This window comes from Methylobacterium sp. D54C (genome assembly GCF_053345595.1).
Genome location: NZ_JBKFAK010000013.1, coordinates 113,249 through 125,565, shown reverse-complemented (window position 1 = coordinate 125,565; position 12,317 = coordinate 113,249). Strand labels below are relative to the sequence as shown.

12 protein-coding genes are annotated in these 12,317 nt (G+C 69.8%); 8 read left to right on the top strand and 4 right to left on the bottom strand.

The window, feature by feature from the left end; genetic code table 11:
• The first annotated feature begins 102 nt into the window (after window positions 1-102).
• The 8 genes from ACLBYB_RS22050 (at window position 103) to ACLBYB_RS22015 (ending at window position 8,068) form a co-directional block, all read left to right on the top strand.
• Window positions 103-423 carry an integration host factor subunit alpha gene (locus ACLBYB_RS22050; RefSeq protein ID WP_012320898.1) on the top strand — a complete coding sequence of 107 codons (321 nt, stop codon included), beginning with the start codon at window positions 103-105 and terminating at the stop codon, window positions 421-423.
• A gap of 113 nt (window positions 424-536) precedes the next feature.
• A complete protein-coding gene (locus tag ACLBYB_RS22045; RefSeq protein WP_447700055.1) occupies window positions 537-1,037 on the top strand; it encodes a MerR family transcriptional regulator in 501 nt (166 codons plus the stop codon).
• Between the two features lie 79 nt (window positions 1,038-1,116).
• Window positions 1,117-1,536: a hypothetical protein gene (locus ACLBYB_RS22040; protein ID WP_447700054.1), complete on the top strand. Its 420-nt coding sequence runs from the start codon at window positions 1,117-1,119 to the stop codon at window positions 1,534-1,536.
• 120 nt (window positions 1,537-1,656) lie between these two features.
• Window positions 1,657-2,100 (top strand): Ig-like domain-containing protein, encoded by a 444-nt coding sequence (locus ACLBYB_RS22035; RefSeq protein WP_026605036.1) that lies wholly within the window; start codon window positions 1,657-1,659, stop codon window positions 2,098-2,100.
• Window positions 2,101-2,318: 218 nt separating this feature from the next.
• Complete coding sequence (locus ACLBYB_RS22030) at window positions 2,319-4,271, top strand: PrkA family serine protein kinase (RefSeq protein ID WP_091979915.1); 1,953 nt, start codon at window positions 2,319-2,321, stop codon at window positions 4,269-4,271.
• 193 nt (window positions 4,272-4,464) lie between these two features.
• Window positions 4,465-5,766 carry a YeaH/YhbH family protein gene (locus ACLBYB_RS22025; protein WP_447693683.1) on the top strand — a complete coding sequence of 434 codons (1,302 nt, stop codon included), beginning with the start codon at window positions 4,465-4,467 and terminating at the stop codon, window positions 5,764-5,766.
• Between the two features lie 34 nt (window positions 5,767-5,800).
• The gene (locus ACLBYB_RS22020; protein ID WP_091681862.1) at window positions 5,801-7,372 is read left to right on the top strand and encodes a SpoVR family protein; all 1,572 of its coding nucleotides are present in this window, start codon (window positions 5,801-5,803) and stop codon (window positions 7,370-7,372) included.
• A gap of 267 nt (window positions 7,373-7,639) precedes the next feature.
• Window positions 7,640-8,068: a PaaI family thioesterase gene (locus ACLBYB_RS22015; RefSeq protein ID WP_447700053.1), complete on the top strand. Its 429-nt coding sequence runs from the start codon at window positions 7,640-7,642 to the stop codon at window positions 8,066-8,068.
• A 106-nt stretch (window positions 8,069-8,174) separates the two neighbouring features.
• On the opposite strand, the gene ACLBYB_RS22010 is transcribed toward ACLBYB_RS22015, so the two are convergent.
• From ACLBYB_RS22010 to glyA, 4 genes are all read right to left on the bottom strand, one after another.
• A complete protein-coding gene (locus tag ACLBYB_RS22010; protein ID WP_447700052.1) occupies window positions 8,175-8,804 on the bottom strand; it encodes a riboflavin synthase in 630 nt (209 codons plus the stop codon).
• Between the two features lie 3 nt (window positions 8,805-8,807).
• Window positions 8,808-9,917 carry a bifunctional diaminohydroxyphosphoribosylaminopyrimidine deaminase/5-amino-6-(5-phosphoribosylamino)uracil reductase RibD gene (gene ribD, locus ACLBYB_RS22005; protein ID WP_447700051.1) on the bottom strand — a complete coding sequence of 370 codons (1,110 nt, stop codon included), beginning with the start codon at window positions 9,915-9,917 and terminating at the stop codon, window positions 8,808-8,810.
• On the bottom strand, window positions 9,914-10,447 hold the full coding sequence (gene nrdR, locus ACLBYB_RS22000; protein WP_447700050.1) for a transcriptional regulator NrdR: 534 nt from the start codon (window positions 10,445-10,447) through the stop codon (window positions 9,914-9,916). Before nrdR ends, ribD begins: the two co-directional genes overlap by 4 nt.
• Window positions 10,448-10,562: 115 nt before the next feature.
• Window positions 10,563-11,867 carry a serine hydroxymethyltransferase gene (gene glyA, locus ACLBYB_RS21995; protein WP_012320887.1) on the bottom strand — a complete coding sequence of 435 codons (1,305 nt, stop codon included), beginning with the start codon at window positions 11,865-11,867 and terminating at the stop codon, window positions 10,563-10,565.
• Window positions 11,868-12,317: the final 450 nt, after the last annotated feature.

Sequence of the window (12,317 nt, the reverse complement as noted above, 5' to 3'; positions counted from 1 at the left end):
ATTAGCGTGCCGGATCATAGGGATACGCCTTCAGCGTTCGGCGCGGCCAAGGGTGCTGCGCCATGCGTCATGGGGCGAGCGACGCGGGCGAGGGGACACGGCATGGCAGGCAAGACGGTGACGCGCGCCGACTTGAGCGAGGCCGTCTACCACCAGGTGGGCCTGTCGCGGACCGAGTCGGCCGCCCTCGTCGAGACCGTGCTGTCCGAGATCTGCAGCTGCCTCGCGAGCGGCGAGACGGTGAAGCTGTCCTCGTTCGGCTCCTTCGTGGTCCGCAGCAAGGGCAAGCGCGTCGGCCGCAATCCCAAGACCGGGGTCGAGGTCGCGATCGAGCCGCGGCAGGTGATGGTGTTCAAGCCCTCCAACGTGCTCAAGGCCAAGATCAACGGCCTGAACGGCGCGGGCGAACACGACGACGACTGAGCGCGCCGCATTGCGGCCGCGTCGGCGAGCGCTTCGGGCGGGCTCTTCAGGCTTGAGTGCGGCCCCGCGAGCCGGCAAGATCGGGCCGCTTCGCCCCGCTCCGTAAGACGCCCATGCCGCCAGCCCTCGCCGCCTCGATTGACGAACCGCCGACCGGGATCGGCGAGAAGAGCGCCCACGCGTTCCGGACGATCAGCGAGGTGGCCGAGGAACTCGACGTGCCCCAGCACGTCCTGCGGTTCTGGGAAACCCGCTTCGGCCAGATCCGCCCCGTGAAGCGGGCGGGGGGGCGCCGCTACTACCGGCCCCAGGACATCGAGCTCGTCGCCGGCATCCGCCACCTCCTGCACGTGCAGCGCTACACCATCGCGGGGGCTCAGCGGGTGCTCAAGGAGAACGGCGTCCGCTTCGTGCAGGCCGTCGGCCGCGGCGAGGCCGTGGCGGCCGAGCCGCTGCTTCAGGAGGTCGAGACCGAGGCGGGAGCCCGGAGCGGGACCGGGGGCGCGACGTTCGGCGCGTCGGACCGGGCGGCCCTGGCCGGGGCCCTGGACGAGCTGCGCGCCTGCCGCGCCCTGCTCGACGGGCTGCGCGACCTGCCCGACATGGAGGCCTGAGCGGGCCTGCCAGGCTCGACGACCCCGGCCCCGCGCGCGGCGGGCGAACTTTCCGGCAACACGTCGCGTTGTCGCCCGCATGGCCGCGCCCAAACCCAAGTTGACGCCCAGCCAGGAACTGATGGCCCGCATCATGCGGATCGTCCGCTCCTGCCCGGAGGCGGCGTCCGAAGTCCTGGAGCTGATGTTCCTCGTCAGCCAGATCGAGGCGGCCACCGGGGTCGACCGGGACTATCGCGACGCCAAGCGGGTGATCAGCCGCCTGCGCAACCCGCTCTGGGAGATGGGTCCCACCGACCGGGAGAAACTCCTGGCGGCCGCCGAGACGATTCGCCGGGCCTGCCGGCTGGCCGAGGACGAGATTCCCCCCGTGCCGGTGGCCGATGCCGGGGAGCGGGCGCGGGTTGAGGGGCGGCTCGCCGCCGCCCTGGCCGGCGAGTTCGACGCGGCGCAGATCGCCCGCATCACCGGGATCGTCGCGGCGGCCCTCCAGAATTAACCCGCCGCCCGAGCCCTCGACGCCCGTGCGCGGCGTCCCCACATGGTCTCCACCGATGAACGGGACATCCGGACGCGTGTCCGGGGAGAGGTCCCGGGTCGGCACTGGAGAGACGCTGCCATGATTGCCCTACGTCCGCTCGCCGCGCTGCTCGCAGGGAGCATGGCACTGGCCGGGCCCGCCCTGGCCCAGACGCCGTCCAGCCGAACCAAGACGGTGGCGCCCGGCAAGACGGTCCGCATCGAGATCGCGCCCAACCTCAAGAAGGATTGTTCTCCTGGGCCGATGCCGGAGTTCAAGGTCTCGGGCCCGCCGAAGAACGGGTCGGTGATCACCAAGGTCGGCAAGCTGAAGACGCCGGCGAGCTACCGCTGCCCCAACAAGGAAGCGGCCGTCCAGGCGCTGTTCTACCAGCCCAACAACGGATTCACCGGCACCGACGAAGTGACGTTCGAGGTCAAGAGCTCCGACGGCCAAGTCCAGACGCAGACCGTCAAGATCACGGTCGGGGGCGCGGGGACCAAATCAGGAGACGACGGCAAGAAAGAGGGCACGGATTTGTGAGCAGGCTCCGGCCGAAACGGTATCTGCCCAGTCCTGCCGCCCGGGCAGCCGTCCGGGGGCGTCACGGAGTCTCGTCCGTGACGCCTTCAGCGCTCCTGAGTGTTGCATGCAATCGACATGCCGGGCGCCATGCTCGCCGCACTGCGACAAAAGCGGGCCTGTCGGTTGCATCCGAGCCGAGACAGGATGAAGCTGTCACGGTCTGAGAGGGTTATCGAATGCCGATGCATGCGACGAACGACCTTTTCCAGAGCTTCGCCCGAGGGTACGAGGCCCGCCGCGACACGGAGATGACGCTCTCCGAGTATCTCGAGGCCTGTCGCGACGAGCCCCTGATGTACGCCTCGGCCGCCGAGCGCATCCTCGCGGCGATCGGCGAGCCGGAATTCGTGGACACCGCCAGGGATTCGCGCCTCGGCCGGATCTTCATGAACCGGACGATCCGGACCTACCCGGCCTTCCGCGAGTTCTTCGGCATGGAGGAGACGATCGAGCGGATCGTCTCGTTCTTCCGCCACGCCGCGCAGGGGCTGGAGGAGCGCAAGCAGATCCTCTACCTGCTCGGGCCGGTGGGCGGCGGTAAGTCGTCGCTGGCCGAGCGGCTGAAGCTCCTGATGGAGGTTCACCCCGTCTACGTACTCAAGGCTGGGGACGAGGTGTCGCCGGTCTTCGAGAGCCCGCTGGGCCTGTTCGACCCCGAGACGATGGGCGAGGAGATCCAGCGCCGCTACGGCATCCCGCGCCGCCGCCTGACCGGCCTGATGAGCCCCTGGGCGCTCAAGCGCCTCGACGAGTTCAACGGCGACATCTCGCGCTTCAAGGTGATCAAGGTCCGGCCGTCGCGCCTGCGCCAGATCGCCATCGCCAAGACCGAGCCGGGCGACGAGAACAACCAAGACATCTCCTCCCTCGTTGGCAAGGTCGACATCCGGCGGCTGGAGACGCTGTCGCAGGCCGATCCCGACGCCTACTCGTACTCGGGCGGCCTGAACCGGGCGAACCAGGGCATCCTCGAGTTCGTCGAGATGTTCAAGGCGCCGATCAAGATGCTGCACCCGCTGCTCACCGCGACGCAGGAGGGTAACTACGTCGGAACCGAGAATATCGGCGCGATCCCGTTCACCGGCGTGATCCTGGCGCACTCGAACGAGGCCGAGTGGCAGACCTTCAAGACCAACAAGAACAACGAGGCCTTCATCGACCGGATCTACGTGATCAAGGTCCCGTACTGCCTGCGCGTCACCGAGGAGCAGCGGATCTACGAGAAGCTGATCTCCGGCTCGGAGCTGTCGGACGCGGCCTGCGCGCCCGGCACGCTGGAGATGCTGGCGCGGTTCTCGGTGCTGTCCCGGCTCCGCGAGCACGCCAACTCCAACGTCTTCTCCAAGATGCGGGTCTACGACGGCGAGTCCCTGCGCGAGGTCGATCCCCGCGCCCGCTCGATGCAGGAGTACAAGGACACGGCCGGCGTCGACGAGGGCATGGACGGGATCTCGACCCGCTTCGCCTTCAAGGTGCTGGCCGCGACCTTCAACCACGACACCACCGAGGTCTCGGCCGACCCGGTGCACCTGATGTACGTTCTGGAGCAGTCGCTGCGCCGCGAGCAGCTCCCGCCCGAGACCGAGAAGAAGTACCTGGAATTCATCAAGACCGAACTGGCCCCGCGCTACGCGGAGTTCATCGGCCACGAGATCCAGAAGGCCTACCTCGAATCGTACCACGATTACGGGCAGAACCTGTTCGACCGGTACATCGACTACGCCGACGCCTGGATCGAGGACCAGGACTTCAAGGACGCCGAGACCGGCCAGCTGATGAACCGGGAGCTGCTGAACCAGGAGCTGACCAAGATCGAGAAGCCCGCCGGGATCGCCAACCCGAAGGACTTCCGCAACGAGGTCGTGAAGTTCGCCCTGCGCTCCCGGGCGCAGCACGGCGGCCGCAACCCGAGCTGGACCAGCTACGAGAAGCTGCGCGAGGTGATCGAGCGGCGGATGTTCTCCCAGGTGGAGGAGCTGCTGCCGGTGATCTCCTTCGGCTCGAAGAAGGACGGCGAGACCGAGAAGAAGCACGGCGAGTTCGTCGAGCGCATGGTCGCGCGCGGCTACACCGAGCGGCAGGTCCGCCGCCTGGTGGAGTGGTACATGCGGGTGAAGCAGGCCGGCTGAGGGGCGACGGGGCCCGGCCCGTCCGATGGATCGGCCGGGCCCCGTACCGACCCTCCGCCGCCACAGTTTCGGACGACCGGCCGGCGAAGATCGCGGCCCTGCTGCCAAAGAGGGATCCTTCCCTCCGGTGACGGCATGGTACGACAAGGGTCCGGACCCGGCCGGAGCACGCGGACGAGGGTTTTCGCAGCGGATGCACATCGTCGACCGACGTTTGAACCCGGGCGGCAAGAGCCTCCCGAACCGCCAGCGCTTCCTGAGGCGCGTGAAGGACGTGGCCCAGCGCGCGGTGCGCGAATCCGCCCGCGAGAAGGACATCAAGGATCTTGGCAAGGACGGCCGCGTCACCGTGCCGGCGGACGGCGTCCGGGAGCCCCGCTTCTCGCGCCAGCCCGGCACCGGCCTGCAGGACCACATCCTGCCCGGCAACAAGACCTACGTGGAGGGCGACACGATCGAGCGCCCGCCGGGCAGCGGCGGCGGTCGCGGGGCCGGCGAGGGCGGGGAGGGCGGCGAGAACAGCGAGGACGCGTTCCGCTTCGTGCTCACCCGCGAGGAGTTCCTGGAGCTCTTCCTCGAGGATCTGGAATTGCCGGACCTCGCCAAGCGTCGCCTCGCCATCGTCGAGACGGAAGGGTTGCGCCGGGCGGGCTACACGGTCACCGGCTCGCCGGCGAACCTCGCGCTCACCCGCACCCTGCGCAACTCGATGTCGCGGCGGATCGCCCTCAAGCGCCCGAAGCCCGACGAGGTCGCGGCCCTGGAGGCCCGGCTCGACGCCCTCGCCGAGGGGCATCCGGAGCGGCCGGACCTGGAGCAGGCGCTGTTCCGGCTGCGCGAGCGCGCGAAGCGCATCCCCTACGTCGACCCGATCGACCTGCGATTCCGCCGGTTCGAGCCCTATCCGCGGCCGATCGCGCAGGCGGTGATGTTCTGCCTGATGGACGTGTCCGGCTCGATGACCGAGCACATGAAGGACCTCGCCAAACGGTTCTACATCCTGCTGCACATCTTCCTGACGCGCCGCTACCGGCACGTCGAGATCGTGTTCATCCGCCACACCGACCGGGCGACCGAGGTGGACGAGGAGACCTTCTTCGGCTCCCGCGAGACCGGCGGCACCCTGGTCTCGTCGGCGCTCGTGGAGATGAAGCGCGTCATCGCCGAGCGCTACGACCCGAACGACTGGAACATCTACGCGGCCCAGGCCTCGGACGGCGACAACGTCTCCTCCGACGGGCCGACCTCCACGGAGCTGCTGCGGTCGCACATCCTGCCGGCCTGCCAGCACTTCGCCTATCTGGAGGTGGGCGACGAGAATGGTCCCCGCGCCGGCTTCGTCGAGCACCGCACCACCCTGTGGCGGACCTACGAGGCCATCGCCAAGGCCGGCGGCCCGATCGCCATGCGCAAGGTCAACCACCGCCGGGAGATCTACCCGGTCTTCCGCGAGCTGTTCGGGCGCAAGGAAGGCCGCGCCGAGGCGGAGGCGTGATGCCGTCGCACGCATCGACCGATCGGGAGGCCGCATGACGCTCGTCAAGGCACGCACGCCCCAGATCATCGCGGGCAACCAGAAGCCGCTGTTCACCGGCAACGACTGGGATTTCGACACGATCCGGCGGATCCACGACGCCTGCGAGGCGGTGGCCGGGCCGCAGCTGGGACTGTCGTGGTACCCGAACCAGATCGAGATCATCACGGCCGAGCAGATGCTCGACGCCTACGCGTCGATCGGCATGCCGCTGTTCTACAAGCACTGGTCGTTCGGCAAGCACTTCGCCCAGCACGAGGCCGGCTACCGCCGCGGCCTGATGGGGCTCGCCTACGAGATCGTCATCAACTCGGACCCGTGCATCTCCTACGTCATGGAGGAGAACACGGCGACGATGCAGACGCTGGTCATCGCGCACGCCGCCTTCGGCCACAACCACTTCTTCAAGAACAATTATCTGTTCCGGCAGTGGACCGACGCCGAGGGCATCCTCGACTACCTCGACTTCGCCAAGGGCTTCATCGCCCGCTGCGAGGAGCGCTACGGCCACCAGGCGGTGGAGCAGGTGCTCGACGCCGCCCACGCGCTGATGAGCCAGGGCGTCCACCGCTACCCGCGCAAGAAGCGGCCGGACCTCGCCTCCGAGCAGCGGCGCGAGCGCGAGCGGATCGAGCACGGCGAGCAGATCTACAACGATCTCTGGCGCACCCTGCCGCAGAAGATCGGCACGGCGCGTCCGGACGCGGCCGCCGAGCGGCGCAAGGCGCTGCTCGAACTGCCGCAGGAGAACATCCTGTATTTCCTGGAGAAGGCCGCGCCCCGCCTGCGCCCCTGGCAGCGCGAGATCCTGCGCATCGTCCGCCTGGTGGCCCAGTACTTCTATCCGCAGCGCCAGACCAAGGTGATGAACGAGGGCTGCGCCACCTACTGCCACTACCGGATCATGAACGCCCTGTCGGAATCCGGGCAGATCACCGAGGCGGCCTATCTCGAGTTCCTGCAGTCGCACACCAACGTCATCCGGCAGCCGAACTACGACGACCGCTCCTACGGCGGCCACAATCCCTACGCGATCGGTTTCGCGATGATGCAGGACATCGCCCGCATCGCCGAGCAGCCGACCGAGGAGGATCGGGCGTGGTTCCCCGACATCGCGGGGGTCGGCGACGCCATGGCGGTCCTGCGCGACTGCTGGGAGAATTACCGGGACGAGAGCTTCATCCAGCAGTTCCTGTCGCCCAAGCTGATGCGCGACCTGCGCCTGTTCCACGTGGTCGACGATCCCGACGAGCCGGAGCTGCGGGTGGAGGCGATCCACGACGAGCGCGGCTATCGCAAGCTGCGCCGCTCCTTCGCGCGGCAGTACGACGTGGCGTGGCTCGATCCCGACATCGAGGTGGTGGACGTGGATCTGGAGGGCGACCGGCGCCTGATCCTGCACCACAAGGCGATCAACAAGATCACCCTGCAGAAGGACGACGCCAAGCGCGTGCTTCAGCACCTCGCCGACCTCTGGGGCTACGACGTGGTGCTCAAGGAGGTCGAGCCGGCCACCGGCGCGGTGCTCGGCGAGATCACCGCCAGCGCGCGGCCGATCTTCTTCTGAGCGGGACGGCGGGAGGGCGCCTCCCGCCCCGGTTCCCCGTCCTGATGTGGCGTCCGGCCGAAACCCTCGATGGCGGCAGCCCTCCGTCATCACGGGCGCAGCGAAGTGACCCAGGGTTGCGCGACTTCCGTGTGTGTAGCGCCGACTGGATCGCTTCGCGCCGCTCGCCAAGACGGCACCGGCCGATCGACCGGGACCTTCCGATGGGGACGGCGATTCCGAAGGCCTCGTGATTGCCTCGGCGGTACCGCCGTGCTGCATGGGGCGATGACCGCCACGATCCTCACCCTCGCCGAGACCAGCGACTTCCTCGACCGCGAATTCCCGCAGATGCAGGCGGGCGGGCGTGCCTACCACCTCGAGGCCGTGGGACCGCTCTCGGCGCGGATGCGGCTCGAAGCCCACGAGCGCTTCCTGCGTCCCGGCGCGACCGTGTCGGGGCCGGCCATGATGGCGCTCGCCGACTACGCCCTCTACGCGGCGATCCTGGCCAATATCGGTCCGGTGGCGCTCGCGGTGACGACGAGCCTCACCTTCAACTTCCTGCGCAGGCCCGCCATCGGGGATCTTGTGGCCGAATGCCGGCTGCTCAAGCTCGGCCGGCGCCTCGCCGTCGGCGAGGTGTCGATCACCGCCGCGGGCAACCCCGACCTCGTCTGCCACGCCACCGGCACCTACTCGATCCCGCCGCGCTGACGCGCCGTCTTCGCGAGCGCAGCGAAGCAACCTAGGGCAGCGCGTGATTGCCAGACGGGGCGTGTCGCTGGGTTGCTTCGCCGCGCTCGCAATGACGGGGGCCGGCTCAGCCGGCACGCGCCTCGGCGAGCCGGGCGGCGTAGCGGGCGATCAGGTCGACCTCGAGGTTGAGCCGGTCCCCCTGCCGCCGCTCGCCCCAGGTGGTGACCTGGAGCGTGTGCGGGATTAGCAGCACCGAGAACAGGTCGTCCGCGACCGCATTCACGGTGAGCGAGGTGCCGTCGAGGCAGACCGAGCCCTTCTCGGCGATGAACTTCTTCACGGCGGCCGGGGCCCGCAGGGTGAAGCGCTCGCTGGCGCCCCAGGCATCGGCCGTCACGCTCACGCGCTCCACGATCTCGGCGAGGCCGTCGACGTGGCCGGTGACGAGATGGCCGCCGAGCTCGTCGCCGATCTTCAGGGAGCGTTCGAGGTTGATCCGCGTGCCCGCCACCCAGCTGCCGACGGTGGTGCGCGCCAGCGTCTCGGCGGCGGCGTCGACCGCGAAGACGCAGCCGCCCGCGGCGGGCTCCACCGACACGGCGGTGAGGCACGGTCCGGCGCAGGCGATCGAGGCACCGAGCGCGATCGTCGCCGGATCGTAGGCGGCGCGGATCGCGATCCGGCGCAGGTCACCGTCGCCCGAGACCGAGACCGAGACGACCGTGCCGATGGCGCTGACCAAGCCCGTGAACATCGCTTACGTCCTGTTGCGTTCGTAGGTCACGGCCGTGTCGGGCCCGAGCTGCAGCCGCTCGGCCTCCCGGAACCGGTCGCCCGCCAGGGCTTCCGCCAGGGCCGGGCCCAGGGCCGGCAGGCCGCCCGCTGCGCCCAGCTCCGCCGGCCCGGTGACCAGCGTGCAGGCATCGATCAGATCGGCCCGGGCCAGCGCCTCCGCAAGGCGGGGGCCGCCCTCGCTGCACAGGCGGGTCAGGCCGCGCTCGCCGAGACGCGCCAGGGCCGCCGGGAGGTCGATCCCGCCGGCCGCGTCCGCCGCTACGGTGGCGACTTCGACGCCGAGGGCCTCCAGGGCCCGCCGCGCGTGGGCCGGGGCCGAGCGGGTCGTGAGCACCAAAGTCGGCGTGTCGCGGGCGGTGCGGGCGAGGACGCTCGCCGGGGAGAGCCGCAGATGCGTGTCGAGCACGACCCGCAGGGGCGAGCGCGTGCCGAGGCCCGGCAGCCGCACGGTCAGCGACGGGTCGTCGGCCCGGGCGGTGCCGATGCCGATCAGGATTGCGTCGGCGTGGGCCCGCCACAGGTGGACCGCCCCGTCCGCCACCGGCCCGGTGATCCGCAGGCGCTCCGGCCCGGCGGAAGCGCAGAAGCCGTCGCGGGTGCGGGCGAGCTTGAGGTGCAGGGCCGGGCGGCCGCGGGTCACCCGGGTGACGTGGCCGACATGGTCGCGCGCCGCCTCCTCCCGCATCAGCCCGGTCTCGACCGCGACGCCGCCCCGCCGCAGGAGGTCGTGGCCGCGCCCGGCCACCCGCGGGTCGGGATCCTCCAGGGCGCTGACCACCCGGGCGATCCCGGCAGCCAGGATGGCGTCGGTGCAGGGCGGCGTGCGGCCGTGATGGGAGCAGGGCTCCAGGGTGACGTAGAGGGTCGCGCCGCGGGCGGCCTCGCCGGCGGCGGCGAGCGCCACGGGCTCCCCGTGCGGGCGCCCGCCCGGCGCCGTGGCTGCCGTCCCGAGGATGCGGCCGGTTTCGGGCTCGACCACGACGGCGCCGACCGACGGGTTCGGCCAGGTGGTGCCGAGCCCGCGTCGGCCCAGCGCCAGGGCGAGGCGCATGAAGTTCGGGTCGCCGCTCATAGACGCCCGGCGCGGCGCCGCCCCGACGCCTCGGGCTCCGGGTCGCCCTCCGGACCCGGCGCGGCCGCCGGTACCGGCGTGCCGTCGCTCAGCGTGCCGAGCAGCTCCTCGAAGTCCCGGGCCTCGCGGAAGTTCTTGTAGACGGAGGCGAAGCGCACGTAGGCGACGTCGTCGAGGCCCTTCAGCCCCGCCATCACCAGCTCGCCGATCGCCTCGGAGGTCACCTCGGGCTCGCCGGCGCTCTCGAGCTGCCGGGTGATGCCGCTGACCAGCCGCTCGATCCGCTCCGGATCGACGGCGCGCTTGCGCAGCGCCACGTCGATGGAGCGCTGGAGCTTGTCGCGGTCGAACGGCACGCGCTTGCCCGAGCGCTTGAGCACCACGACTTCGCGGAGCTGCACGCGCTCGAAGGTGGTGAAGCGGCCGGCGCAGTCCGGGCAGACCCGGCGGCGCCGGATCGCGGCGCCGTCCTCGGAGGGCCGCGAGTCCTTCACCTGGGTCTCGGAGCCGCCGCAGTAGGGACAGCGCATGGATCTCGCTACTCGGGCATGAAAACGGCCGCGGACCGGTCGGATCCGCGGCCGTTTCCTAATCCACCGCGGGCCGGCCCGGAAGACCGGCCCCGCCTCAAGCGGCCCTCTTGCCTCAGCCGTAGATCGGGAACCGGTCCGTCAGCGCGTGGACGCGGGTCTTGACGTCGGCCTCGACCGCGCTGTCGCCGGCCTCACCCTTGGCGGCGAGCCCGTCCAGCACCTCGACGATGAAGCCGCCGATCTGCTTGAACTCGGCGACGCCGAAGCCGCGCGAGGTGCCGGCCGGGGTGCCGAGCCGGATGCCCGAGGTGATGGTCGGCTTCTGCGTGTCGAAGGGGACGCCGTTCTTGTTGCAGGTGATGTGCGCCCGCGACAGGGCCGCCTCGGCGGCCTTGCCGGTGAGGCCCTTCCGCTGGAGGTCGACCAGCATCAGGTGGTTGTCGGTACCGCCCGAGGTGATGTCGTAGCCGCCCGAGATCAGCGTGTCGGCGAGCGCCCGGGCGTTCTCCACCACCTGGCGGGCGTAGATCTTGAACTCGGGCTTCAGCGCCTCGCCGAAGGCCACCGCCTTGCCGGCGATGACGTGCATGAGCGGGCCGCCCTGGAGACCGGGGAAGATCGCCGAGTTGAACTTCTTGGCGAGCGCCTCGTCGTTCGTCAGGATCATGCCGCCGCGCGGGCCGCGGAGGGTCTTGTGGGTCGTCGTGGTGGCGACGTGGGCGTGCGGGAACGGCGACGGGTGGACGCCGGCCGCCACGAGGCCCGCGAAGTGGGCCATGTCGACCATGAAGTAGGCGCCGACCGAGTCGGCGATCTCGCGGAACTTGGCGAAGTCCCAGTGGCGCGGGTAGCCCGAGCCGCCGGCGATGATCACCTTCGGCTTGTGCTCCTGGGCGAGCTGGGCGACCTGCTCCATGTCGATCCGCTGGTCCTCGCGGCGCACCGTGTAGGAGACCGGCTTGAACCACTTGCCCGAGACGTTCGGCGGGGCGCCGTGCGTCAGGTGGCCGCCGGCGGCGAGGTCGAGGCCCAGGAAGGTATCGCCGGGCTGCATGAGCGCCAGGAACACACCCTGGTTGGCCTGGGAGCCGGAATTCGGCTGCACGTTGGCGAAGCCGCAGTCGAACAGGCGCTTGGCGCGCTCGATGGCGAGATCCTCGGCGATGTCCACGAACTGGCAGCCGCCGTAGTAGCGCCGGCCCGGATAGCCCTCGGCGTACTTGTTGGTGAGCACCGAGCCCTGAGCCTCCAGCACGGCGCGGGAGACGATGTTCTCCGAGGCGATCAGCTCGATCTCGTGCTGCTGGCGGCCGAGCTCCTTGGCCACCGCCTCGGCGATCTCGGGGTCGGCTTCCGTCAGCGGGGCGGCGAAGAAGCTGTTGGAGAAGTGCTTGTCGGCGGCGGTACCGGCGCTCATGGTCTGCCTCTGTTCTGGTAGGGGCGATGCCCGGCCTTTCGTCGGCGTGCACGGGCGGGCGTTGAAGGTGGGATTCCTACACGCGCCGAGGGCTCAGGCCAAGCACAGGCATTTTGCTCGCGCGCCAAGAATAATTTGTCGCAGCCTGCCGCGGCGACCTCGAGAGTGATGCCGGCATATTTTCCTTCTCTGCCACCAACGGCTCGATAAAAGGAAAAAAGTCATGGAATAAATCATGAACGTTTCGAGGGTCAGAGACGCGATGCGGTACTGTGATCTGCCGGATGTCCTGGATTATTCCATCGCTGAGCTTCGGCTCGGCCTGGCCTTCATCGCGCGACGGCAGGACCAGCGCTGCCCCGGTTCAAGCGATCTGGGATATCAAGACCGGCAAGGCGCAGTAGACGCCGGCTCGCGCGCGCGAACTGCGCAGAGATGTCGGCGTCGATG

Excerpts from the sequence above, each read along its gene's own strand:
- ACLBYB_RS22050 (WP_012320898.1), top strand. The coding sequence starts at position 103 with ATGGCAGGCAAGACGGTGACGCGCGCCGACTTGAGCGAGGCCGTCTAC.
- ACLBYB_RS22045 (WP_447700055.1), top strand. The coding sequence starts at position 537 with ATGCCGCCAGCCCTCGCCGCCTCGATTGACGAACCGCCGACCGGGATC.
- ACLBYB_RS22040 (WP_447700054.1), top strand. The coding sequence starts at position 1,117 with ATGGCCGCGCCCAAACCCAAGTTGACGCCCAGCCAGGAACTGATGGCC.
- ACLBYB_RS22035 (WP_026605036.1), top strand. The coding sequence starts at position 1,657 with ATGATTGCCCTACGTCCGCTCGCCGCGCTGCTCGCAGGGAGCATGGCA.
- ACLBYB_RS22030 (WP_091979915.1), top strand. The coding sequence starts at position 2,319 with ATGCCGATGCATGCGACGAACGACCTTTTCCAGAGCTTCGCCCGAGGG.
- ACLBYB_RS22025 (WP_447693683.1), top strand. The coding sequence starts at position 4,465 with ATGCACATCGTCGACCGACGTTTGAACCCGGGCGGCAAGAGCCTCCCG.
- ACLBYB_RS22020 (WP_091681862.1), top strand. The coding sequence starts at position 5,801 with ATGACGCTCGTCAAGGCACGCACGCCCCAGATCATCGCGGGCAACCAG.
- ACLBYB_RS22015 (WP_447700053.1), top strand. The coding sequence starts at position 7,640 with ATGACCGCCACGATCCTCACCCTCGCCGAGACCAGCGACTTCCTCGAC.
- ACLBYB_RS22010 (WP_447700052.1), bottom strand. The coding sequence starts at position 8,804 with ATGTTCACGGGCTTGGTCAGCGCCATCGGCACGGTCGTCTCGGTCTCG.
- ribD (WP_447700051.1), bottom strand. The coding sequence starts at position 9,917 with ATGAGCGGCGACCCGAACTTCATGCGCCTCGCCCTGGCGCTGGGCCGA.
- nrdR (WP_447700050.1), bottom strand. The coding sequence starts at position 10,447 with ATGCGCTGTCCCTACTGCGGCGGCTCCGAGACCCAGGTGAAGGACTCG.
- glyA (WP_012320887.1), bottom strand. The coding sequence starts at position 11,867 with ATGAGCGCCGGTACCGCCGCCGACAAGCACTTCTCCAACAGCTTCTTC.